This window comes from Mycolicibacterium palauense, assembly GCF_002592005.1.
Taxonomy (GTDB): domain Bacteria; phylum Actinomycetota; class Actinomycetes; order Mycobacteriales; family Mycobacteriaceae; genus Mycobacterium; species Mycobacterium palauense.
Genome location: NZ_NVQF01000052.1, coordinates 1 through 23,089, shown reverse-complemented (window position 1 = coordinate 23,089; position 23,089 = coordinate 1). Strand labels below are relative to the sequence as shown.

The 23,089-nt window shown below is 70.6% G+C and carries 23 protein-coding genes; 7 read left to right on the top strand and 16 right to left on the bottom strand.

The annotated features are described in order from the left end of the window. Positions 1-100: 100 nt before the first annotated feature. From CSR00_RS19170 to dapE, 7 genes are all read right to left on the bottom strand, one after another. Positions 101-685 carry a DNA-3-methyladenine glycosylase I gene (locus CSR00_RS19170; protein ID WP_099024012.1) on the bottom strand — a complete coding sequence of 195 codons (585 nt, stop codon included), beginning with the start codon at positions 683-685 and terminating at the stop codon, positions 101-103. Further along, positions 672-1,103, bottom strand: a complete 432-nt coding sequence (locus CSR00_RS19165; RefSeq protein WP_099024011.1) for a DivIVA domain-containing protein — start codon at positions 1,101-1,103, stop codon at positions 672-674. The genes CSR00_RS19170 and CSR00_RS19165 overlap by 14 nt, the downstream gene beginning before the upstream one ends. Before the next feature lie 65 nt (positions 1,104-1,168). After that, the gene (locus CSR00_RS19160; RefSeq protein WP_099024010.1) at positions 1,169-2,113 is read right to left on the bottom strand and encodes a glucosyl-3-phosphoglycerate synthase; all 945 of its coding nucleotides are present in this window, start codon (positions 2,111-2,113) and stop codon (positions 1,169-1,171) included. Continuing rightward, positions 2,110-2,985: a dihydropteroate synthase gene (folP, locus tag CSR00_RS19155; protein ID WP_099024009.1), complete on the bottom strand. Its 876-nt coding sequence runs from the start codon at positions 2,983-2,985 to the stop codon at positions 2,110-2,112. The genes CSR00_RS19160 and folP overlap by 4 nt, the downstream gene beginning before the upstream one ends. Positions 2,986-3,142: 157 nt before the next feature. Beyond that, on the bottom strand, positions 3,143-4,933 hold the full coding sequence (fadD6, locus tag CSR00_RS19150; RefSeq protein ID WP_099024008.1) for a long-chain-acyl-CoA synthetase FadD6: 1,791 nt from the start codon (positions 4,931-4,933) through the stop codon (positions 3,143-3,145). A gap of 116 nt (positions 4,934-5,049) precedes the next feature. Next, on the bottom strand, positions 5,050-5,610 hold the full coding sequence (locus CSR00_RS19145) for a cytokinin riboside 5'-monophosphate phosphoribohydrolase (protein ID WP_099024007.1): 561 nt from the start codon (positions 5,608-5,610) through the stop codon (positions 5,050-5,052). A 36-nt stretch (positions 5,611-5,646) separates the two neighbouring features. After that, positions 5,647-6,711, bottom strand: a complete 1,065-nt coding sequence (gene dapE, locus CSR00_RS19140) for a succinyl-diaminopimelate desuccinylase (protein WP_099024006.1) — start codon at positions 6,709-6,711, stop codon at positions 5,647-5,649. Positions 6,712-6,803: 92 nt separating this feature from the next. On the opposite strand from dapE, the gene dapD reads away from it, so the two are divergent. Then, positions 6,804-7,748: a 2,3,4,5-tetrahydropyridine-2,6-dicarboxylate N-succinyltransferase gene (gene dapD, locus CSR00_RS19135; RefSeq protein ID WP_099024005.1), complete on the top strand. Its 945-nt coding sequence runs from the start codon at positions 6,804-6,806 to the stop codon at positions 7,746-7,748. Positions 7,749-7,776: 28 nt separating this feature from the next. After that, positions 7,777-8,421, top strand: coding sequence for a 5,6-dimethylbenzimidazole synthase (gene bluB / locus CSR00_RS19130; RefSeq protein ID WP_099024004.1), 645 nt, complete (start codon positions 7,777-7,779; stop codon positions 8,419-8,421). Between the two features lie 104 nt (positions 8,422-8,525). Here the strand turns inward: bluB and CSR00_RS19125 are convergent, their stop codons facing one another. After that, positions 8,526-9,938, bottom strand: coding sequence for an acyl-CoA synthetase (locus CSR00_RS19125; protein WP_099024003.1), 1,413 nt, complete (start codon positions 9,936-9,938; stop codon positions 8,526-8,528). A 40-nt stretch (positions 9,939-9,978) separates the two neighbouring features. Between CSR00_RS19125 and CSR00_RS19120 the strand changes: the two genes are divergently transcribed. Both CSR00_RS19120 and CSR00_RS19115 read left to right on the top strand, forming a co-directional pair. Beyond that, entirely contained in the window at positions 9,979-10,521 is a 543-nt protein-coding gene (locus tag CSR00_RS19120) for an NUDIX domain-containing protein (protein ID WP_099024002.1), read from the top strand. 81 nt (positions 10,522-10,602) lie between these two features. Then, complete coding sequence (locus CSR00_RS19115) at positions 10,603-12,279, top strand: nucleobase:cation symporter-2 family protein (protein ID WP_099024001.1); 1,677 nt, start codon at positions 10,603-10,605, stop codon at positions 12,277-12,279. 10 nt (positions 12,280-12,289) lie between these two features. On the opposite strand, the gene CSR00_RS19110 is transcribed toward CSR00_RS19115, so the two are convergent. From CSR00_RS19110 to CSR00_RS19100, 3 genes are all read right to left on the bottom strand, one after another. After that, positions 12,290-12,877 carry a hypothetical protein gene (locus CSR00_RS19110; protein WP_099024000.1) on the bottom strand — a complete coding sequence of 196 codons (588 nt, stop codon included), beginning with the start codon at positions 12,875-12,877 and terminating at the stop codon, positions 12,290-12,292. Between the two features lie 230 nt (positions 12,878-13,107). Then, positions 13,108-13,707, bottom strand: a complete 600-nt coding sequence (locus CSR00_RS19105; RefSeq protein WP_099023999.1) for a hypothetical protein — start codon at positions 13,705-13,707, stop codon at positions 13,108-13,110. Positions 13,708-13,802: 95 nt separating this feature from the next. After that, positions 13,803-14,054 carry a hypothetical protein gene (locus tag CSR00_RS19100; RefSeq protein ID WP_141564402.1) on the bottom strand — a complete coding sequence of 84 codons (252 nt, stop codon included), beginning with the start codon at positions 14,052-14,054 and terminating at the stop codon, positions 13,803-13,805. A gap of 206 nt (positions 14,055-14,260) precedes the next feature. On the opposite strand from CSR00_RS19100, the gene CSR00_RS19095 reads away from it, so the two are divergent. Continuing rightward, complete coding sequence (locus CSR00_RS19095) at positions 14,261-14,758, top strand: Rv2253 family sensor-like surface protein (RefSeq protein ID WP_407662477.1); 498 nt, start codon at positions 14,261-14,263, stop codon at positions 14,756-14,758. A gap of 18 nt (positions 14,759-14,776) precedes the next feature. On the opposite strand, the gene CSR00_RS19090 is transcribed toward CSR00_RS19095, so the two are convergent. Both CSR00_RS19090 and pruA read right to left on the bottom strand, forming a co-directional pair. Then, positions 14,777-15,769, bottom strand: a complete 993-nt coding sequence (locus CSR00_RS19090; RefSeq protein WP_099024030.1) for a proline dehydrogenase family protein — start codon at positions 15,767-15,769, stop codon at positions 14,777-14,779. Between the two features lie 43 nt (positions 15,770-15,812). Next, positions 15,813-17,438 (bottom strand): L-glutamate gamma-semialdehyde dehydrogenase, encoded by a 1,626-nt coding sequence (gene pruA, locus CSR00_RS19085; RefSeq protein ID WP_099024029.1) that lies wholly within the window; start codon positions 17,436-17,438, stop codon positions 15,813-15,815. 84 nt (positions 17,439-17,522) lie between these two features. On the opposite strand from pruA, the gene CSR00_RS19080 reads away from it, so the two are divergent. Then, positions 17,523-19,106 carry a PucR family transcriptional regulator gene (locus tag CSR00_RS19080; RefSeq protein ID WP_099023997.1) on the top strand — a complete coding sequence of 528 codons (1,584 nt, stop codon included), beginning with the start codon at positions 17,523-17,525 and terminating at the stop codon, positions 19,104-19,106. 149 nt (positions 19,107-19,255) lie between these two features. On the opposite strand, the gene CSR00_RS19075 is transcribed toward CSR00_RS19080, so the two are convergent. The 3 genes from CSR00_RS19075 to fdxA are packed head-to-tail and all read right to left on the bottom strand — an operon-like array spanning position 19,256 to position 22,224. Then, positions 19,256-20,752, bottom strand: a complete 1,497-nt coding sequence (locus CSR00_RS19075; protein WP_099023996.1) for an HNH endonuclease signature motif containing protein — start codon at positions 20,750-20,752, stop codon at positions 19,256-19,258. Positions 20,753-20,791: 39 nt separating this feature from the next. Further along, positions 20,792-21,892, bottom strand: a complete 1,101-nt coding sequence (gene dapC / locus CSR00_RS19070) for a succinyldiaminopimelate transaminase (RefSeq protein WP_099023995.1) — start codon at positions 21,890-21,892, stop codon at positions 20,792-20,794. An 8-nt stretch (positions 21,893-21,900) separates the two neighbouring features. Continuing rightward, positions 21,901-22,224 (bottom strand): ferredoxin, encoded by a 324-nt coding sequence (gene fdxA / locus CSR00_RS19065; protein WP_099024028.1) that lies wholly within the window; start codon positions 22,222-22,224, stop codon positions 21,901-21,903. A 270-nt stretch (positions 22,225-22,494) separates the two neighbouring features. On the opposite strand from fdxA, the gene CSR00_RS19060 reads away from it, so the two are divergent. Beyond that, entirely contained in the window at positions 22,495-23,061 is a 567-nt protein-coding gene (locus tag CSR00_RS19060) for a PadR family transcriptional regulator (protein ID WP_099023994.1), read from the top strand. Positions 23,062-23,089: the final 28 nt, after the last annotated feature.

Here is a 23,089-nt window from a genome sequence, read left to right as displayed (position 1 = left end):
TCGACCTGCCGATTCACTCCCCTATTGTTCCCTATCAGCGGCCCAGCGTGTGGAAGACCCGCTCTTCGCACCGTCGGCGGGGCACCTGTCGTGGGCGCGGTCAACCGCGACCGGGCTCCGGAGGGACCCAGCACGACCTGATGTGGTCGTCGACCATGCCGGTGGCCTGCATCAACGCGTAGGCCGTCGTCGGCCCGACGAAACGGAATCCGCGACGCTTGAGTTCCTTGGCCATTGCTGTGGATTCCGGCGTCACCGCAGGCACGTCGGACATCGCCGCCGGCCGCGGCCGCGCCGGCGGCGCGAACGACCAGAGCAGGTCGGACAGGTCGACGTCGAGGTCCGCCGTGGCACGGGCATTGGCGACGGTGGCCTCGATCTTGGCGCGGTTGCGCACGATGCCGGTGTCCGCCATCAGCCGTGCGACGTCGGCGTCACCGAACCCCGCCACCGTGTCGATGTCGAACCCGGCGAAGGCCCGCCGAAAGTTGTCACGCTTGCGGAGGATGGTGATCCAGGACAGCCCGCTCTGGAAGGCCTCCAGGCACAATCGCTCGTAGAGCGGCACCGTGCCCCGTAGCGCGCGGCCCCACTCCTGGTCGTGGTACTCGCGGTACAGCGGGGAGTTCGCCGGCACCCAATCGCAGCGGGGGCGACCGTCGTCGGCCGGTTCAGCTGCGGTCACGACGGTCCTCGGCCACCGAGCCCGGGACACCGGGGACGCCCCAGCTGCCGGGCGGGCCGGCCGGCACGTCACCGGCCTGCGGGCCGCGGCCGGGCGGGCGGCTTTCGAGGACCTCACCGCCCGGGGCGGACTCGGGATGGCGCAGCAACGCCAGCTCGGCGCGCAGCTCGTCGAGTTCCTGACCCAGCCGGTCGAGCACCCAGTCCACTTCACTGGTCTTGTAGCCGCGCATCACCTGGGTGAACTTCACCGCGTCGACGTCGGCGCCGGTGACGCCGGAGGCCGGCAGCACCGTGGCCGTGGTGGCCCGGGGAAGCGGTGGCAGCCGCTCACCCCGCCCGAAGATCAGGCTGCCCACACCGAACAACACGATGGCGACGAGTACGAGCACCACCAGGTAAAGCAAGACCAATGTCACGCCACTGATACTGCCCGATCACCCCGACAGAAAGCATCCGCGCCGCCGTGGCCGGCGCGGGAGCGTCAGCGCAGGGTGTTCATGGGAGGCCGGTCGTCGGTGGTCACCACCGAGGTACGCGGGGTGAAGCCGTCGCCGTCGGCGAAGAACTGCGTGAGCCCGACGCCGGAGTCCGGGATGCCGCAGCGGCTGAACAACGTCGCGATGATCTGGCGGCTCATCGCGCCCAGTTCGGTCAGCGGGCGGTTGCGGTGCACCCGGACACCGAGGTTGACCTGGGCGATCGCATCCAGCCCCAGCCGGTCGTAGGTGTCGACGAGCAGACCGATCTCCACCCCGTAGCCGGGGGCGAAGGGCACCGACGTGAGCAGCTCGCGGGTACCGGCGTACTCGCCGCCCAGCGGCTGGAACACGCAGCCCAGTTCCGGGCGCAGTGCCGTCAGCATGGGGCGGGCCACCAGCTGGGTGACCCGGCCGCCGCCGTTGGCGTCCTCCTTGCCGCTGACCTTCAGGGGCCTGCGGTAGAAGCCCTTGACCAGGTGCACGTCCTCGACCGTCAGCAGCGGCCCCACCAGGCGGGGCACGAACATCGGATCCGGATCCAGCAGGTCGGAGTCGACGAAGACGATGATGTCGCCGGTGGTGGCCGCCAGCGAGCGCCACAGCACCTCGCCCTTGCCGGGCTGGGGCGACACCTCGGGCAGGGCCTGCTCGCGGCTCACGACGCGGGCGCCGGCGGCGATCGCCCTGATCTCGGTGTCATCGGTGGATCCGGAGTCGAGGACGATCAGCTCGTCGACGAGGCCTCCGACCAGCGGCTGAATGGTGTCGACGACACCGGCGACCGTCTCCTCCTCGTTGAGGGCGGGCAGGACGACCGAGATCGTCCGGCCGGCCTTGGCCGCCTCCAACTCGGCGACCGTCCACTCCGGGCGATTCCAACTGTGGCTTCGCAGCCAGGCATCGGTGGTCACTGAAGTTCCCGAGCCGAGATCGGGTGTGGTCGTCATGCCAGTCCCCTCACCGTCCGCGTCGGTGGACGCTTTCCTTGGATCGACGCGACCATCTCCAGTACGCGCCGAGTGGGTCCGACCTCGTGCACCCGGAACATCCGGGCACCGTCGGCGGCCGCGAGCGCGGTCGCCGCCAGCGTGCCCTCCAGGCGCTCGGTCAGACCCACGCCCAAAGTCTCCCCGACAAAATCTTTGTTGCTCAGTGCCATCAGGACGGGCCATCCGGTCTTAACGAGAACTTTTACGTGGCGCAACAAACTAAGGCTGTGATGAGTGTTCTTACCGAAATCATGGGTGGGATCGATCAGGATCGCGTCCCGCGACACCCCGAGGGACACCGCGCGTTCGGCCGCCGTCGTGACCTCGCGGACCACGTCGTCGACCACCCCGGTCGTGGTGGTGCCGTAGCTGACGCGAAACGGCCTGGTGCGCGGCACGGCGCCGCCGGTGTGCGAGCAGACCAGCCCGACGCCGAACTCCGCGGCCACCTCGGGCAGGCCGGGATCGGCCCCCGCCCAGGTGTCGTTGATCAGGTCGGCGCCGGCGGCACAGGCCAGCTTGGCGACCTCGGCGCGCCAGGTGTCGACGCTGATCAGCTGGTGTGGGTAGGCCGCCCGCAGCCACTCGATGAACGGCACGACCCGGGCGATCTCCTCATCGACGTCGACGAGCTGGCCGGGGCCGGCCTTGACCCCGCCGATGTCGACGACGTCGGCGCCCTCCTCGATGACGCGGTGCGTCGCGTCCTTGGCCGCCTCGTCGGAGAAGGTGGCACCGCGGTCGTAGAACGAGTCCGGGGTGCGGTTGACGATGGCCATGATGAGCGCCCGGTCACCGGCCACCGGGCGGCCCAGGAAGGTCGACTGCACGGCTTCCAGGCTAGATGGCGCCGCGCGCCGGCCACGGCGACCGCGTCAAAAGGGCTGTCAAAAGGGCTGGTGCAGGGGCCGGCCCCTCAACCCTTCGGACGCTGGCCCAACCCCACGGCCAGCGCTCCTTCAGGGCTTCGAAAAACCCGTTCGTTCCTCAGCCCTTCGGACGCTGGCCCTCGGCCACCTCGTCGGGGTACGCGTCGTGGTACGGCACATACCCCTCACGACGGCCGGCCAGCACGAACAGCGGGTCGTCGATGTGGTTGCCGTAGGCCTCCTTGCGCAGGTCGACCTTGCGGCTCTTGAACGTCGACGTGTGCTCCAGGGAGTCCACGATCCGGATGAACAACGGGATCGCGTAGGTCGGCAACCTGTCGTAGAGCGTCTCGGCCAGCTCGATCGGGTCGAACTCGTCGTCGTAGCGCACCTTGACCGCGGCCATCCCCGCCCGGCCCCCGGTGTTGGGGATCTCCACCCCGAACACCGTGCACTCCTCCACCTGCGGGTCGGCGGCCAGCGCCGCCTCGACCTCGGTGGTGGCGACGTTCTCGCCCTTCCACCGGAAGGTGTCGCCGAGCCGGTCGGAGAACGCGGCATGCCCCATGCCCTGTGGGCTCATCACGTCGCCGGTGTTGAACCACACGTCGCCGTCGCGGAACGCGTTGCGGATGAGCTTCTTCTCGGTGGCCTCCGGATCGGTGTAGCCGTCGAACGGGGAGAGCCGGTTGACGGGGCTGATCAGCAGGCCCGGCGTCCCGGCGGGCACCTTGGTCACCCGGCCGTCCTCGTTGCGGGTGGGCTCGCCGGTCTCGGCGTCGTACTCGACGTAGGCCAGCGGCGTGGGGCTGATCCCGGTGGTCTTGGGCATGTTGAAGATGTTGATGAACGCCGTGTTGCCCTCGCTGGCGGCGTAGAACTCACATACCCGCTCGATCCCGAACCGGGAGGTGAACTCGTCCCAGATGTCGGGCCGCAGGCCGTTGCCGGCGATCACCCGCACCTTGTGGGCGCGGTCGGTCGGCTTGGGCGGCTGGTTGAGCAGGTAGCGGCACAGTTCACCGATGTAGACGAAGGCCGTCGCGCCGTAACCGATCGCCTCGTCCCAGAACTTCGAGGCGGAGAACTTCTCGCCCAGCGCCAGCGTCGCTCCGGCGTTGATCACCGAGGCGACCGCCACCGTCAGCGCATTGTTGTGGTACAGCGGGAGGCAGCAGTAGAGCACATCGTCGCTGTTGAGCCGCAGCCCGAGCCCGCCGAACACCGCCAGCGCCCGCAGCCAGCGGAAGTGGGTCATCACACTGGCCTTCGGGTGGCCGGTGGTACCCGAGGTGAAGATGTAGAACGCGGTGTCCTTGGCCAGCACCGCCGAGACGCTGGCCGGGTTGGTCGCCGGGGCGGTGGCGGCCTGGCGCACCAGCTCGTCGATCGTCATCGGGTCCGGAGCCCCACCGTCGAGGGCTCCGGACTCCACGAAATGCGACACCAGGTCGGTCTCGGTGACGATCACCCTGGCCTTGAGCAGGCCGACGCTGTGGGCGAGCACATCGCCGCGCTGGTGGAAGTTGAGCATCCCGGCCACGGCACCGCACTTGACAGCGGCCAGCATCATCAGCACGGCATTGGGCGAGTTGCGCAGCATGATGCCGACGACGTCCCCGTGCCCGACGCCGCGCGCCGCCAGCACCGCCGCGAATCGGTTGACCGTCGCGTTGGCCTCGGCATAGGTCAGCGACTGGTCGTGGAAACGGATGAAGTCCCGGTCGGCGTACTTCTCGGCGCGCTCCTGGAACACCTTGCCGATCGACGTCTTGGACGTCGGGCGCGCCAGCAGGCCCGTCGTGACACCCCGCAGTATCGACGGGGTGTCCATCAGGACCTCGGGCAGCTTGGTCGCGATGTCGAGCAGACCGACGGAGTTACGCGAATCGGAATCGTGGTCGGACATGCCTGTATCAAGCCCCTCAACTCGTCGAATCTGCCCGGCGGATGTGCGCGCCAGCCTAGCCGTGCCCCTTTCATGCCCGGACAAGCGGTGTTGTCAAACCCCCGCCGTGACCGCCCTCACTCCATGTCGCGGGGGCCGCACAGCCCCAGGGCCGCCTCGACGTCGCGGACCACCAGCAGGCGGTCCAGCGCGGACTCGGCGACGTAGCCCGACCCCTTCAGCTCGTCGAGCCACCGCAGCAGGCCGTCGTAGTGACCGTGCGGGTCGCACATCACCACCGGCTTGTCGTGCATGCCCAGATAGCCCGCCGTCCAGGTTTCGAAGAGCTCCTCCAGGGTGCCGATACCGCCCGGCAGCGTGACGAACGCATCGGCGCGTTCCTCCATGATCTGCTTGCGCTGCCGCATGGTGTCGGTGACGACGAGCTCGTCGGCGTCGACGTCGGCGAGCTCGCGGTGCACCAGCGCCTTCGGGATCACGCCCACGGTCCGGCCGCTGTGGGCCCGGGCCCCGGCCACCAACGCGCCCATCGCCGAGACGTTGCCGCCACCGGAGACCGTCGTCCAGCCGCGGTCGGCGATCGCCTCGCCGAGCTGGGTGGCCAGGGCCAGAAGTTCCGGATGCGTCGGACCCGACGCGCAGTACACACATACCGCCCACTCACGCTGCACACGCAGATCGTATGGGCCGGCCGGTGTACGCCCCCGAGGCGGTCAGGCGCTCAGGTACGCCCGCAGCATCTCGGTCACGGTGGTGATCTGCGCGATCTCCACGCTCTCGTCGCGCCGGTGCGCCAGGTTGGGATCGCCGGGCCCGTAGTTGACCGCGGGGATGCCCAGGGCGGCGAACCGTGACACGTCGGTCCAGCCGTACTTGGCGCGCACCTGCCCGCCCGCGGCGGCGACCAGCTGGGCGGCCGCCGGTTGCCCCAGCCCCGGCAGCGCGCCCGCCGCCGAATCGGTCAGGTCCATGGTCACCGGCAGGCCGTCGAACACCTCGGCCACATGCTCGAAGGCCTGCTCCGGGGTGCGGTCCGGGGCGAAGCGGAAGTTCACCGTCACCGAGGCGGCGTCGGGAATCACGTTGCCGGCCACGCCGCCGTCGATCCGCACCGCCGACAGGCCCTCGCGGTAGACGCAGCCGTCGATGTCGACGCTGCGCGGCCGGTAGTCGGCCAGCCGGGCCAGCACCCCGGACAGCTTGTGAACGGCGTTGTCGCCCATCCACGATCGCGCCGAGTGGGCGCGGGTGCCGGCGGCCCCGATGACGACCCGCAGCGTGCCCTGGCACCCGGCCTCGATGAAGCCGCCGGTGGGTTCACCGAGCACGGCCAGGTCCGCAAGCAACCAGTCCGGCAGCTCGCGCTCGATACGCCCGAGCCCGTTGGCCGACGCCTCGATCTCCTCGCAGTCGTAGAACACCAGCGTCAAGTCGTGCGCGGGCTCGGTGACGGTGGCCGCCAGGTGCAGGAACACCGCGTCACCGGACTTCATGTCGGAGGTGCCGCAGCCGAACATCCGCTCGCCCTCGACGCAGCTGGGCAGATTGTCGGCGACCGGCACGGTGTCCAGGTGCCCGGCGAGCATGACCCGGCTGGGCAGGCCCCGGTGGGTGCGGGCCAGCACCGCGTTGCCGCTGCGGATCACCTCGAACCCGGCGGTCTGGGTGCGCAGCGCCTCCTGCACAAGATCGGCCAGGCGCGCCTCGTCCCGCGACTCGCTGGGGACGTCGACCAGCGCCGCGGTCAGGGCGACGGGGTCGCCGTGGAGGTCGAGCACGTTGCTCAGGCTAGCGGGTCGGCACACCGACGGATCCGGGCCGCCCGCGGGGGCTGCCGGGAACGGACACGCAGCCGGTACCGTATAGCACCGTGACTGGAGCTTCGGGTATCGGACTGGCGACGCTGACCGACGACGGGACTGTCCTCGACACCTGGTTCCCCGCACCGGAACTGGGTGACTTCGATCCGCCGGGCAATCTGCACCTCACCGACGCCGAGGCGCCGCCCGAGCTGGTGGCGCTGGCCGGCTCCGACCCCGACCGCGGCACCAGGACGGTGGTGCTGCGCACCACCGTTCCCGACCTGGGCGCACCGGCCACCGACGCCCATGACGTCTACCTGCGCCTGCATCTGCTCTCGCATCGCCTGGTGGCCCCGCACGCACTCAACGCCGCGGGGTTCTTCGGCCTGCTGTCCAACGTGGTGTGGACCAACCACGGCCCGTGCGCGGTCGACGGCTTCGAGACGGTGCGGGCCCGGCTGCGCCGGCGCGGCCCGGTGACCGTCTACGGCATCGACAAGTTCCCCCGGATGGTCGACTACGTGGCGCCCGCCGGGGTGCGGATCGCCGACGCCGACCGGGTGCGCCTGGGCGCGCACCTGGCCTCGGGCACCACCGTCATGCACGAGGGCTTCGTCAACTTCAACGCGGGGACGCTGGGCTCCTCGATGGTCGAGGGCCGCATCTCGGCCGGGGTGGTCGTCGACGACGGTTCGGACGTCGGCGGGGGTGCGTCGATCATGGGCACGCTCTCCGGCGGCGGCAGCGAGGTGATCTCGGTGGGCAAACGCTGCCTGCTCGGCGCCAACTCCGGGCTGGGCATCTCGCTGGGCGACGACTGCGTGATCGAGGCGGGGCTGTACGTGACCGCAGGCACCAAGGTGACGACAGCCGACGGCAAATCGGTCAAGGCGCGGGAGCTCTCCGGCTCCGACAACCTGCTGTTCCGCCGCAACTCGGTGTCCGGTGCGGTGGAGGTGGTCCGGCGCGACGGCCACGGCATCACCCTCAACGAAGCCCTGCACTCCAACTGAGGTTCGGGTCAGACATGAGCCGACGGCCGTGACCGCGCACGCGTTCAGCGAACCTGAGCGCCGGGCCGTCTACCGCGCGATCTTCGCGCGCCGCGACATGCGCAGATTCCTCCCCGACTCCACCGTGCCCGAACTGGTGCTGGCCCGGATCCTGCAGGCCGCGCACGCCGCGCCGAGCGTGGGCCTGATGCAGCCGTGGCGGTTTCTGCGCATCACCGATCCCGTGCTGCGCACACGCATCCACGCCCTGGTCGGCGACGAACGGCTGCGGACGGCCGCGGCCCTGGGGCGGCGCGAGGACGAGTTCCTGGCGCTGAAGGTGGAGGGCATCCTCGACTGCGCAGAACTGCTGGTGGTGGCGTTGGGCACCGACCGCGGCCGCCACGTGTTCGGGCGGCGCACCATGCCGCAGATGGATCTGGCGTCGGCGTCCTGCGCGATCCAGAACGTGTGGCTGGCCGCCCGGGCGGAGGGCTACGGCGTGGGCTGGGTGTCGATCTTCGAGCCCGCGGACCTCTCGGCGCTGCTGGACTTCCCCACCGGGGCCGAACCGATCGCCATCCTGTGCCTGGGCCCGGTCGCGGAGTTCCCGGACCGCCCGCAGCTCGAACTCGACCGGTGGGCGACGCCGCGACCGCTGGAGGAGTTCGTCTTCGAGAACACCTGGCAGTGAGCGGGCCGCCGGGTCAGCCGGCGGCCAGCCCAGGGCCTTCGACCACCAGGCGCCCAGGGCGTGGATGTCGGCGGCGTCGATGCAGATCTCGGTGCAGCGCAGGCTCATCGCTGCAGCTCCTTCTTGAGCACCTTGCCCATCGCGTTGCGCGGCAGCGCGGCCACCAGCCTGACCTCACGCGGACGCTTGTGCGCGGAAAGTTGTTGTGCCACATGGTCGATGAGGGCCTGCGGCTCGGCGTCACCGACCACGAACGCGACGATGCGCTGGCCCAGGTCGTCGTCGGGGACCCCGACGACGGCGACCTCGTCGACGCCCGGATGCCCCAGCAGGGCGGTCTCGATCTCGCCGGCGCCGATCCGGTAGCCCCCGGACTTGATCAGGTCCACCGACTCGCGCCCGACGATGCGGTGCATCCCGGAGCCGTCGGCGACGGCGACGTCGCCGGTGCGGTACCACCCGTCCGGTTCGAGAACCTCCGCGGTGGCCTCGGGCCGGTTCAGATAGCCGTCGAAGAGCATCGGCCCGCGGACACGCAGGTGCCCGATCGTCTCGCCGTCGTGCGGCACCGCGGCCCCGGCGTCGTCGACCAGCCGGGTGTCCACCCCGGCCAGCGGATGCCCGACCCACCCGGGCCGGCGCTCACCGTCGGCGCGGGTGCTCAGGGTGATCAGCGACTCGGTGCTGCCGTAACGCTCCACCGGTGCATGGCCGGTGAGCTCGGCGAGCCGGTCGAAGACCGGCACCGGCAACGGTGCGCTGCCCGACACCAGCAGCCGCGCCCCGCGCAGGGTCTGCGCGACGGCCGGGTCCGCGGCCACCCGTGACCACACCGTCGGCACTCCGAAGTACAGCGTCGCCCCGGACTGCTCCCGCGCCGCGGCATAGGCGTCGGGGGTCGGCTTTCCGGTGTGCACGAATCGGTTTCCCACCCGCAGCGAACCGAGCAGGCCCAGCACCAGGCCGTGCACGTGGAACAGCGGCAGTCCGTGCGCCAGCGTGTCCTGCGGTGTCCACTGCCAGGCCGCCGCCAGCGCGTCGATATCGGCGGCGATCGCCCCGCGGCTGGTCAGCACGCCCTTCGGCAGACCCGTCGTCCCCGAGGTGTACATGACATAGGCCAGCGCCTCCGGCGGCGGTTCGGGATAGCGGTGCCAGGACCGCGCGTGCCGGCGCACCGGGATGTGCGGCAGCCCCTCCGTCTCGGCCGGCAGCTCACCGAGCCAGGCCTGCGCGCCGGAGTCGGTCAGGATGTGGGCGCGCTCGGCGGTGCCGACGTCGGCGGGCACCGGGACGAACGGCACGCCGGCGATCAGGCAGCCGGTGACGGCGAGCACCGTGGTGGCGGTCGGGACGGCCAGGATCGCCACCCGGTGGGCACCGCCCACACGCTCGGCCACCGACGTCGCGGCACCGACGAGGTCGCTGCGGCTCAACGACACACCGTCGATGGTGACCGCGTCGGCCAGGTCGGCACCGGCCGCGACCGCCGCGGGATTCAGGGATGCGAGCAACACGGGTCAGACGCTACCCGCCGGCCTCGGCGATACTGGCCGCGTGGACCACATCGAACGGATCGCGTCACGCGAGGTGTACCGCAACAACTGGATGATCTTGCGGGAGGACGCCATCCGCCGGCCCGACGGCAGCGAGGGGATCTACGGCGTCGTCGACAAACCCACGTACGCGCTGGTGATCGCCCGCGACGAGGCGGGCCGGTTCCGCCTCGTGGAGCAGTTCCGGTACCCGCTGGGACTGCGCCGCTGGGAGTTCCCGCAGGGCACCGCCCCGGACCGCGCCCACCTGGATCCCGCCGAGCTGGCGGCCCGGGAACTGCGCGAGGAGACCGGGCTGCGGGCGGCCCGGATGACCCCGCTGGGCCTGCTCGACGTCGCTCCGGGGATGAGCAGCCAGCGCGGGCGGGTGTTCCTGGCCACCGACGTCGTGGAGGGCGAACCGGACCGCGAACACGAGGAGCAGGACATGCGCAGCCGGTGGTTCGGCGGGGACGAGGTGCGCCGGATGATCCGCGAGGGCGAGATCACCGATGCGCAGTCGATCGCGGCCTGGGCCCTGCTGGCGTTGTTCGAGTCGCGCTGACGGGGTAACCCGGCCGACGGTGTAACTCAGCGGTGATGCCGACGAGAAGCCGGCGAAACCCGGCCTGCAAAAGATGTCTGCATGGTGGCTACCGCATTGCTGACGAAGGGTCGACAGGCACCACGTCCCGTCGACGACATCCCGCCGCTGAAGCGGCTGCTCCCGCTGGCCGTGCAGCACGTGCTGGCGATGTACGCCGGCGCGGTGGCGGTGCCGCTGATCGTGGGCGGCGCGATGGTCGGCGCGGGACAACTGCAGCAGTCCGACATCGTCCACCTGATCATGGCCGACCTGTTCGTCGCCGGGATCGCCACGATCATCCAGTCGGTCGGGTTCTGGCGGTTCGGGGTGCGGCTGCCGCTGATGCAGGGCGTCACGTTCGCCGCGGTGGGCCCGATGATCACCATCGGGGCCAACCACGGGATCACCGCCATCTACGGTTCGGTGATCGCCTGCGGGTTGTTCATGATCGTGCTCGCGCCGGTGTTCGGCAAGCTCATCCGGTTCTTCCCGCCCCTGGTGACGGGCACCATCATCCTCATCATCGGGGTCTCGCTGATGCGGGTGGCCGCCGGCTGGTTCGGAGGCGGCACCGGCCCGGACTTCGGCGACCCCAAGGCCATCGGGATGGGCTTCTTCACCCTGGCGGTCATCATCGCCATCGAGCGCTTCGCCCCCGAGTCGATGCGCCGCGTGTCCATCCTGCTCGGGCTGATCATCGGCACCGTCGTCGCCGTGCCGTTGGGGATGACCGACTGGAGCCACATGGGCGACTACGGCTGGATCGGGGTGGTGGCACCGTTCCAGTTCGGCCTGCCCACCTTCGAGATCAGCTCGATCATCGCCCTGCTGATCGTCGCGATCGTGATCATGACCGAGACCACCGGCGACATCGTCGCCGTCGGCGAGATCGTCGACGAGAAGATCACCCCGCAGAAACTGGCCGACGGACTGCGCGCCGACGGGTTGGGCACGGTGCTGGGCGGGGTGTTCAACACCTTCCCCTACACGGCCTTCGCCCAGAACGTGGGCCTGGTGGCGATCACCGGGGTACGCACCCGCCATGTCGCCACCGGCGCCGGGGTCATCCTGGTTCTGCTGGGCCTGCTGCCGAAGATGGCCGCGGTCGTCGAGGGAATCCCGCTGCCGGTCCTCGGCGGCGCCGGGGTGGCACTGTTCGGCATGGTGGCCGCCAGCGGCGTGCGCACCCTGAGCAAGGTGAAGTTCGACAACACCAACATCCTGGTGGTCGCCATCTCGATCGGGGTGGCCATGCTGACCGAGGCCAAGCTGTACTACACCGACCGCGCGCTGGCCGAGAATCCGGTCAACGTCGCCGTCGACCTCTACGCCAAGTTCCCCGACTGGTTCCAGACGATCTTCCACTCCGGGATCTCCGCGGGTGCGATCACCGCGATCCTGCTCAACCTGTTACTGTGCCGCCGCGGCCCGGGCACCGAGGAAGGGGCTGAACCGGCGGGCGACCTGGCGGGCGACCTGGCGGGCTTTGACGCCCCGCGCGGCGCGCTGATCGACCCGCTCGACGCGTTACGCGCCGCCGATCCCTCAACGCCGCCCGAGCGGCTGCGCGCCCTCGCCGAGGAACGCCCCGAGCTGCGGACCATCCTGGTCACAAACCCGTCCACGGACGCACAGACCTGCGCCTGGATCCGCGAGCAGGGCGACCCCCAGGTGGCCACCATCTGCCAGAAGTGGGACGACGTCACCGACGGCAGGTTCTCGCGGCGCTCACCCTGATGAGGTCCGCTCAGTTGCAGCGCACGGTGTAGGTCGCCCCGGACGATACGGTGCAGCCGGAGTCTGACGCGGCGGACTTGGAGCCGGACCCGCCGCCGGATTCGGTGGCCGACATCGCCGACGCGTTGTAGTTGCCGCTGCTCTGTGAGGACGTGCCGTGCTGGCCGGCCATCTTCTCGACGGCCTTCCCCGACAGGTCGGCCTCTCCCGGCAGTCCGAGACGCTTGCGACCGAAGTCGTAGAACTCCTTGGGCCCGATCCCACCGGCCCCGGGCGTGTTGAGGAAGCCCTTGTAGATGCCGTTGGTGCCCTGGGACGGGTCGGCGTAGTCACCGGTGCCGAACATGGAGTGGTAGCGCTTGCCCGCCTGCGAGTTGTCGAGCATGGTGTTGAACTTGGTGTTCTGGTTGTAGACCTTGTCGCCGAGCGCCTGGGTCATACGCATGCCGGGTGCGGGATTGTCCAGTGCCGGCCTCCCGACCGCGTCCGCCGACGCGTCGCCGCTGTCGGCGAAGGCCAGGCCCGCTGGTGCGCAGACCAGCAGGCCCGCCCCGATCAGGATGCCGCCGTAGATCGCCCGATTTGTGATGATGGCCATGGCCGTGAGGTAGCCCTTCTGTGACTGTGACAACAACGCCGGGTACTGCGAGCGAGACCCTGACGCGGTGGTGTCGACGTCGGCACTACCGGGCTCGCACACCTATCTCGCCACACGAACTTCGCCGCTCGCTTGTATCTGGCTGTGAGTTGCCTGCCAACCCGAAAACGGCCCACCCCCAACGTTCCTCGACGTCGCCCGACGTCCCTGAACGTCGTCGCACTCGCCGGCTAACCGCACCTGACGGTGTAGGTCTTGCCCGCGCTGATCACACAACCCGAGCCGGAAGACTCGGCGGCCAGCGACACCGGTTGCGCCGCAACGCCGTTCTCGTCGCTACCGTGTCCTTCTTCCCCCTCGCCGTGATCGTGCCCGCCGCCGGAGGCTCGCCCGGCCACCGCCTTGACCACCGCGGCGGGCAGGTCGGCCTCGCCGGCCCAGCCGAGATGCTCGCGACCGAAGTCGTAGAGCTCCTTGGGCCCCACGCCGCCGGCGCCGGGGGTGTTCAGGATGCCTCGGTAGGTTCCGTTCGTGCCGGAGTGCGGGTCGTCGTGGTTCGGGGTGCCGAACATCTCGTGGTAGCGCCGCCCCGAAGGTGAGGCGTCCAGCGCCCGGTTGACCGCGGTCTTCTGGTTGTAGATCCGGTCGCCGATCGCCTGGGTGACGCGCACCCCGGGAGCCGGGTTGTCCAGCGGATGACGCCCAACGGCGTCCGAGGACGGATTGCCTTCGTGCGCCGCGGCCGCACCCGCCGGGGCGCCGACGGCCAGGGCCGCGCCCAACAACACGCCGCCGACCAGTATCCGGTTCCCCGCGATTCCGCGTGCCATGAATTCCTTTCCCGCAGTTGCTTTTTTCTTGGTTGCTGTTCCCGCTGTTGCCATGACGATGAGTAGTTCCCTTCTGTGACGGCGAATCCGGCCGGTCATCGGCAGTTCGGCCGGACCGCGACCGACGCGCTGTTCTCGCAGGTGCCGTCGCCGCCGCCGCCGCGGTTCACGCCGCCACCGCCCTTGGACGTGCCGCCGGAGCCGCTGCCCGACCCTCCCCCGGAGCCGCCGTGGTCATGTCCGGGGTGCGCCGAGGCGACACCGGCACCGGTGAGAGCCAGCACAGCGGATACCAGGGCTGCGGCGACGGCCGGCACGCTCCTGCGTGCGCCTGTGGTTCGGGGCATGGCGACAAACGTCCTCTCTGGTCACTGCGGGGGCGCACGGCCGCGTCCACCGCGTCAGGAGTGTTGGTCGCTGAAAGATCGCTGTGAGTTCCCGTGCCGAAACACTCGTCACGGGTCACACCGCCGGGTCACACTTCGGACACGGTTGGGTTGAGGCGCCTGTCCATGGCCGGGGGGTCCTCGGCGGCCTCATTACGGTGTATCGCGTGTTGACAGGGCGTCCATGGGCGGCGACGGTGGCCGTCGCGCTGATGTGTGGCGCCGGTGTGGGCGCTGCCGCGCCGGCGTATGCCGCGCCGCAGTCCTGGACCGGGCGCTACCTGATGGTGACGCACGCCTCGGCCAAGGGCGGGACGAGCCCGGCCGCGCGGCAGCGGGAGAACGACTTCAGCGCGGTGTTCACCTTCTCCACCAGCTGCGCCACCGGCTACTGCGTGGCCACCGCCCAGGGGCCGGCGTCCTCGAACCCCACGGTGCCCAACCCGCTGCGCTACACCTGGGACGGCGAGCAGTGGAAGACCACCTACGAATGGGTGTGGCAGTGTTCCCTGGGCGCCGGTCAGTCACAGTGGAGCCCCGCGCAGTCGTTCACCTTCTACACTCCTCAGCCCGACGGCTCCCTGAAGGGCCTGTGGCACACCGACATCTCCACGGGGGCCTGCCGCGGCAGCGTGATCATGCCGGTGGCGGCCACCCCGGGCTGAGCGCACCACGCGGACCGGTCAGCCGGCGCGTTCGCTCAGCGCACGCAGGAAGAACGTCAGGTTGGCCGGCCGTTCGGCCAGCCGCCGCACGAAGTAGCCGTACCACTGGGTGCCGAACGGCACATACACCCGCACCGCGTCGCCCTCCGCGGTCAGCCGCGCCTGCTCGGCGTCGCGGATGCCGTAGAGCATCTGGTACTCGAAACCCTGCGCACCCCGGTCGTTGTCACGGGCCAACCCGGGTGTCGCGGCGATGACCACGGGGTCGTGGCTGGCCACCATGGGATATCCGGACCCGCCCATCAGCACGTTCAGGCAGCGCAGATAGGCGTCGGTGACCTCGGCGGGATCGCGGTAGGCCACGGACGCGGGTTCGTCATAGGCGCCCTTGCACAGCCGGATCCGGGCCCCGGACGCGGCGAAGTCAGCGCAGTCGGCCTCGGTGCGCCGCAGGTAGGCCTGCAACACGGTGCCCAGCCAGTCGAAGTCGGCACGCAGCTCCCGCACGATCGTCAGCGTCGAGTCCGTGCTGCGATGGTCCTCGGCGTCGACGGTGACCCAGATACCGGCCCGCCCCGCCCGGGTGCAGATCTCGTGGGCGTTCTCCAGGGCGATCTTCTCCCCGTCGCGCGGCAGAGCCTGACCCAGCGCCGAGAGTTTCAGCGACACCTCCAGCGGCCTGACGGCCCCGCCCGCATCGCCGCCGAGGTCCTCGCGCGCGGCCAGTGCGTCGATCAGGCCCCGGTAGGCCCGCACGGTCGCGGTGGCGGTCTCGCGGTCGGTGACGTCCTCGCCCAGGTAATCGACCGAGACCAGCCGACCCGATGCCCGCAGCGTCGCCACCGCCGCCAGTGCCGCGTCGACATCCTCACCGGCCACGAAGCGGCGGACCACACTGCGCGTGACCGGCATCCGCTCGACCGCCCGGCGCAGCCGGGTCGACCGGCTGGCGGCGAGGATCGCCGGCCGGGCGACCCGCCGGAACGCCCGGTGCGTCGCGGTGGACACCATCGCCGTGGACACCGTCGCCGTGGACACCGTCGCGGGGGACACCTCAGCCCTCCATATGGGGATAGGTGTGCTCGGTCGGCGGGACGAAGGTCTCCTTGATCGAGCGCGCCGACGTCCAGCGCAGCAGGTTCATCATCGAGCCCGCCTTGTCGTTGGTGCCCGAGGCGCGGCCGCCGCCGAACGGCTGCTGACCGACCACGGCCCCGGTGGGCTTGTCGTTGACGTAGAAGTTGCCCGCGGCCTGGCGCAGCCGGTTCTCGGCGGCCAGCACCGCGGCGCGGTCGTCGGCGATCACCGCACCGGTCAGCGCGTACCTGGCGCCGGTATCGACCACCCCGAGGATCTTCTCGTACTCGTCGTCGGGATAGACGTGCACGGCCAGGATCGGCCCGAAGTACTCCTCGCGGAACGCCTCGTCGGTCGGATCGTCCGACAACAGCACCGTCGGACGGACGAAATAGCCCTGGCTGTCGTCGTATTCGCCGCCGACCGCGATGGTGACATCGGCGTTCTTGGCCCGCTCGATGGCGCGCACGTTCTTGGCGAAGGCACGATCGTCGATCAGCGCTCCCCCGTAGTTGCTCAGATCGGTGACGTCACCGTAGCTGAGTTGCTCGGTGGCGGAGAGGAAGTCGTCTCCCATCCGCTGCCACACCGAGCGGGCGACGAACGCGCGCGAGGCCGCCGAGCATTTCTGGCCCTGGTAGTCGAAGGCACCGCGGATCAGCGCCGTACGCAGCACCTCGGGGTTCGCCGAGCTGTGGGCCACCACGAAGTCCTTGCCCCCGGTCTCACCGACAAGCCGCGGATAGCCGTGATAGCGCTCGATGTTCATGCCGACCTCGCGCCACAGGTGCTGGAACGTCGCGGTGGATCCGGTGAAGTGGATACCGGCCAGCCGGGGGTCGGCCAGCACCACATCGGAGACGGCGAAACCGTCACCGGTCACCAGGTTGATCACCCCGGGCGGCAGTCCGGCGGCCTCCAGCAGCTGCATGGTCAGGTATGCCGAAAATGTCTGAGTGACCGAGGGTTTCCACACGACGGTGTTGCCCATCAGGGCCGGCGCCGTCGGCAGGTTGCCCGCGATGGCGGTGAAGTTGAACGGCGTGACGGCGTAGACGAAACCGTCCAGCGGCCGGTAGTCGGAGCGGTTCCACACCCCGCGGCTGCTGACCGGCTGTTGGGCCAGGATGCGGCGGGCGAAAGCGACGTTGAACCGCCAGAAGTCGATGAGCTCGCACGGCGCGTCGATCTCGGCCTGGTAGGCCGACTTCGACTGACCCAGCATGGTGGCCGCGGCGATCTTCTCCCGCCAGGGGCCGGACAGCAGGTCGGCGGCACGCAGGAACACCGCGGCACGCTCGTCGAAGGGCAGGGCCGCCCAGGCGTCCTTGGCTTTCGCGGCGGCTTCCACCGCCGCGACGGCCTCGGCGTGTTCGGCGTTGGTGAGGGTGCCGAGCACCGCGCGGTGATTGTGCGGCTGCACCACGTCGATGCGCTGCCCACCTCCCATCACGTGCCTGCCGCCGATCACGTGCGGCAGGTCCACGGGGTCGGTGGACAAGGCGGCCAGCGCCGCGGTCAGGCGGGGCCGCTCGGGGGAACCCGGGGCGTAGTCGTGCACCGGCTCGTTGGCCGGCATCGGCACCGCGGTGATGGCGTCCATGCGTTCGAGCATTCCCCATGACCGTCGTCACCGAGTTGGCCGATCAGCCAAAGTCGATTCACACCGTTAGTAGAATCGGCCAATATGACCTCGCCGGGTGTCACACTGGGCCAGCTGCTGCTGGCCCTCGACGCGACGATGGTCACGTTGGTCGAGGCGCCCCGCGGTCTGGACCTGCCGGTGGCCTCGGCGGCACTGATCGACCCCGACGACGTGCGCCTCGGTCTCGCGGAGGCCGCCGGGTCGGCGGACCTGTTCTTCCTGCTCGGTGTCGCCGACGGCGACGCGGTGGAGTGGTTCGACCGTCAGACGGCAACCCGGGCGCCGACGGCCGTGTTCGTCAAGGAACCCTCGGAGGCGGTGGTGACCCGCGCGGCGGCCGCGGGGACCGCGGTGGTCGCGGTGGACCCGCGCGCCCGCTGGGAGCGGCTCTACCGGCTGGTCAACCACGTCTTCGAGCACCACGGGGACCGCGCGTTCCGCGACACCGGCACGGACCTGTTCGGGCTGGCGCAGTCGATCGCCGAACGCACCCACGGCATGGTCAGCATCGAGGATGCGCAGTCGCACGTGCTGGCCTATTCGGCGTCCAACGACGAGGCCGACGAGTTGCGCCGGCTGTCGATTCTGGGCCGTGCCGGGCCGTCGGAGCACCTGCAGTGGATCGCCCAGTGGGGAATCTTCGACGCGCTGCGCGCCCGCCCCGATGTGGTTCGCGTGGCCGAACGGCCCGAGCTGGGCCTGCGCCCGCGGCTGGCGATCGGGATCTTCCAGCCGGCCCCCGACGCGCGGCGCGCGCCGGCGTTCGCGGGCACGATCTGGGTACAGCAGGGAACCCGCCCCCTCGCCGAGGACGCCGAGCAGGTGCTGCGCGGTGCGGCGGTGCTGGCGGCGCGGATCATGGCCCGATTGGCGGCGGCTCCGTCGACGGACACGGTGCGGGTGCAGCAGCTGCTGGGCCTGCGCAGCGGCGAGCGCACCGCGGCGGAGGACGCCGAGCAGATCGCCCGGGAACTGGGCATCCCGGCGGACGGCCGGGCGGCGCTGATCGGGTTCGACAGCACCACCGCGGCGCCGCGGCTGCCCGACGTGCTTGCGCTGAGCGCCAACGCCTTTCGTTCCGATGCGCAGGTGACCTCGGCGCGCTCGCGCGTCTACGTGTTGTTTCCGGCCGTCGGCAAACCCGCCGCGGTGACGTCCTGGATCCGGGGCACCATCGCGGCGTTGCGCGCCGAACTGAACCTCGAGCTTCGGGCCGTCATCGCGATTCCCGGTGGCGGTGTGGCCGGGGCGGCGGCCGCCCGCGTCGAGGTCGACCGCGTGCTGGACAGCGCGCGCCGCCATCCCGGCGCACTGGAACCGGTGACCTCGCTGGCCGAGGCGCGGACCACGGTGCTGCTCGACGAGATCGTCACCGCGATCGCCGGCGACCCGCGCCTGGTCGACCCGCGGGTGCGGGTGCTGCGCGAGGAGGAGCCGATGCTCGCCGAGACCCTGCAGGCCTACCTCGACAGCTTCGGCGATGTCGGCGCGGCCGCGCGGTGGCTGCACGTACATCCCAACACCGTGCGCTACCGGATCCGCCGCATCGAACAGGTGCTCGCCACCTCCCTCGACGACCCGGACGTGCGACTGCTGCTGGCGTTGAGCCTACGGGCGACCGCCTGAATCCCGGCCCGCGATCCCGGCCCGTCTCCGGCCCGTCTCCGGCCCGTCTCCATGGCCTCGGCATGCGTGGGCCGCCCACCGAACTCGCACGTTGGTCGCGCGCCACTCGCTCGTTCGGATGGGTGTGGGCGCCGCGGCGGCCACGGGTGCTAGGGATCACTGCTTGGGTCACCGGCTCGGTCACCGCCGCCGGGGTCACCGCTTGAATCGGCCCCGCCGGGGCCACCGGTGTCGGTATGCCCGCCGTCCCCCTCCTCACCGTTCCCATCACAGTCGACCCCACAGCTCCCCTCGTCGACGAGATAGCGCTCGGGATGGTGATAGTCGTTGGTGCGGCTCTGGCCGGTGTCGAGGTGGGCCGGCGGGATCCACTCCACCGTCCCGTCGCGGCGGCGTCGGGTGACCCAGCCGCCCTCGGTGGCCAGCCGGTTGTGCGGCCCGCAGGCCAGGGCGAGCTCGTCGATATCGGTGGTTCCGCCCGCCGCCCAGTCGGTCAGGTGGTGGGCCTGGGTCAGAAACCCGGGCACCGTGCAGCCCGGGAACGTGCAGCCGCGGTCACGCGTCAGCAGAACCAGACGCTGATCGGCCGAGGCGACGCGGCGGGTGCGGCCCAGCCACAGGCATTTTCCGGAGCCGTCGAACAGGGTCAGGTAGTGCAGGGCGTGGCCGGCCATGCGCAGGACGTCGCTCATCGGCAGCAGTGTGCCGCCGGCGGTCACGGCGTGCCCGGTCGCCGACTCCAGCTCGGCCACCGTGGTGGAGACGACCACGGTGACCGGCAGTCCGTTGAGCCGGCCCAGATCCCCGCTGGCGAGCACCGCGCGCCCGGCCGCCGTCAGCGCGTCGTGGCGGCGCTGGGCGGCGGTGCGGGTGTCTGCGCGGATCTCATCCTCGGTCGGCGAGCCCGAGACCCGGGGATGCTCGGACTCGGGGTTGCACATACCGGGCGCGGCCAGTTTGGCCAGGACGGCGTCCAGGGTGGCGCGCGCCTGCGGATCCAGGAAGCCCGAGATCCTGCTCATCCCGTCGGCCTGCTGGGTGCCGATGGTCAGACCGCGGCGACGGGCCCGCTCGACGTCGTCGAGTGTGCCGTCGGGGTCGAGCAACGCCTCCAGCCGCGCGGCGGCCTTGCGCAGCGCCTCCGGTCCCAGCCCGCAGGCCAGCTGCGCCAGGTTCCGCTCGGCCTCCTCCCGGGTCGCGTGGTCGACGTGTCCGGGCAGACGGTCGAAGAACCCGCGGATGATCTTGACGTGCTCGGCGTCGAGCTCGCCACGGGCCTGCGCCGCCGCGGTGGCCGTCAGACGCGGGGGCATCGGGGTCCCGGTCAAAGCCAGTCGCGGCCCCAGGTCGGCGGCCTCGCCCACCCGCCTGGTGGCCTCGGTCCTGCTGATCCGCAGCCGGGCGGCCAGCACACCGGCCAGGCTGGACCCGCCCAGCTGCGACGGGCTGCTCCGGCGCGCCAACTGCTCGAGCACCGGATGATCGAGGGCCGCCGCGCGGCGGGCCAGGACCTCCTTGCGGTCCAGCACCATCAGCAGTTCGGGTGGCGTGAGTCTCTCCCAGGTCACCGTCGCCAGCTTGCCCAGGGCAGCCTCGACATCGTCCAGAGCGGCCTGCACCGCCTCGTGATCCGAAGTCGACCCCATATTCGAACACTAGTTCGACGGTCCGACAGGAAACCGTCCTCAGGACAGCCGCTGCACCGCCGCCTCGATGCGTTCGTCGGTGGCGGTCAGGGCGATGCGCACGTGGCGGGCACCGCGGGATCCGTAGAACTCCCCCGGCGCCACCAGGATCCCGCGCTCGGCCAGCCAGCCCAGGGTCTGCCGGCACGGCTCGTCGCGGGTGGCCCACAGGTACAGACCGGCCTCGGAGTGGTCCACCGTGAACCCGGCGCCACGGATCGCGGGCAGCAGCGCCGCCCGGCGGCGGGCGTAGCGCTCCCGCTGCTCCTCCTCGTGCGGATCGTCGTCGAGGGCGGCGACCATCGCGGACTGCACCGGGGTGGGCACCATCATGCCGGCATGTTTGCGGACCGCCAGCAGCTCCGCGACCAGCTCCGGATCACCGGCGACGAACCCGGCACGGTATCCGGCCAGCGACGACGTCTTCGACAGCGAGTGGATGGCCAACAGCCCGGTGTGGTCACCCCCGCACACCGCGGGGTGCAGCACCGATAACGGCTCGAATTCCCAGGCCAGTCCCAGATAGCACTCGTCGGAGGCCACGACGGCGCCGCGTTCGCGGGCCCACTCCACCACCTTGCGCAGGTGATCGACGCCGAGTACGCGGCCCGTCGGATTACTCGGCGAGTTGAGGAAGATGACGGCGGGCCGGCGCGGGCCGAGCTGGGTCAGCGAGTCGGCGGCCAGCACCTGTGCGCCCGCCAGCCGCGCGCCGACGTCGTAGGTGGGGTAGGCCAGTTCGGGAATCACCACCAGGTCGTCGGCCCCCAGCGCCAGCAGCGTCGGCAGCCACGCGATCAGCTCCTTGGTGCCGATCACCGGGAGCACCGCCGACTCCGGCACGCCGGTCACGCCGTAGCGGCGCGCCAGCGCCGCCACCGCCGACTCGCGCAGCCGGGGGGTGCCCGCCGTCGTGGGATAGCCCGGAGAGGCGCTGGCAGCGGCCAGCGCCTCCCGGATCACCGGCGCGACCGGATCCACCGGGGTGCCGACCGACAGGTCGACGATCCCGCCCGGATGGGCCCGGGCCGTCGCGGTGACGTCGGCGAGGGTGTCCCACGGGAAGACGGGAAGGTCCGCCGACAGTCGCCGGCGCGTCATGGTCGCGCTCAGTCCTCGCCCTGCGGCGCGAGGTCCTTGACGAACTGGGGATCGTTGTCGGTCTGACCCACCTTCGACGCGCCACCCGGGGAGCCGAGCTCCTCGAAGAAGTCGGCGTTGATCTGGGTGTAGTTGCTCCACTGATCCGGGACGTCGTCCTCGTAGAAGATGGCCTCAACCGGGCACACCGGCTCGCAGGCACCGCAGTCCACGCACTCGTCGGGGTGGATGTACAGCATGCGGGCGCCCTCGTAGATGCAGTCGACGGGGCATTCCTCGATGCATGCCTTGTCCTTGAGGTCGACGCAGGGTTGGGCGATCGTGTACGTCACAGAACTCTCCTCGGGCTCCTGTTCGGTGTTCATCTGCGGGGCTGCTGCACGTGTGGTTCCGGTGGGCGTCCCTTTGGGTGTTGACCAGTATCCGGTGGCTGAACCCGAATGCCTGTGTCAGTGTCCCCTAACTTTGCCGGAGGGCACACCCAGCCGACAGTTACTGATACTAGACGTCGCATATACAAACCGCGCAAGGACATGGGCCTATGCATCTCGGTGCAGTGCAACTGATTGCATATGCCCGGGGGGCCGCCTACCCTCGCGCCCATGGCACTCCCGCACGCGATCCTGGTCGCGCTGAGCGAGCAGTCCGGCACCGGATACGAGCTCACCCGCCGCTTCGACCGGTCGATCGGATACTTCTGGAGCGCCACTCACCAGCAGATCTACCGCACCCTGCGGGCGATGGAGCACGACGGCTGGGTGGCGGTGACCGAGGTCAGCCAGCGGGGCCGGCCGGACAAGAAGATCTACACCGTGGCCGACGCCGGCCGCGCCGAACTCGCGCGGTGGATCGCCGAGCCGCTGCGCCCGCGCAGGGGCTCCGGGAGCACCGTCACCGACACCGCGACCCGCGACCTGGCCGTCAAGCTGCGCGGCGCCGCCTACGGGGACCTCACGGCGGTGCGCGGGCAGGCCGGGGCGTTGCGCGCCGAGCGCGCCGCGCTCCTGGACACCTACCGCGGCTACGAAAAGCAGCAGTTCCCCGATCCCGCGGAACTATCCGGCACCGCCCTGCACCAGTACGTGGTGCTGCGAGGCGGTATCCGCGCCGAGCAGAGTTGCGTCGACTGGCTCGACGAAGTGCTGGACGCGCTGAAAGGTGACCGATGACCCTGTCCCTCATACACATCCCCGAGCC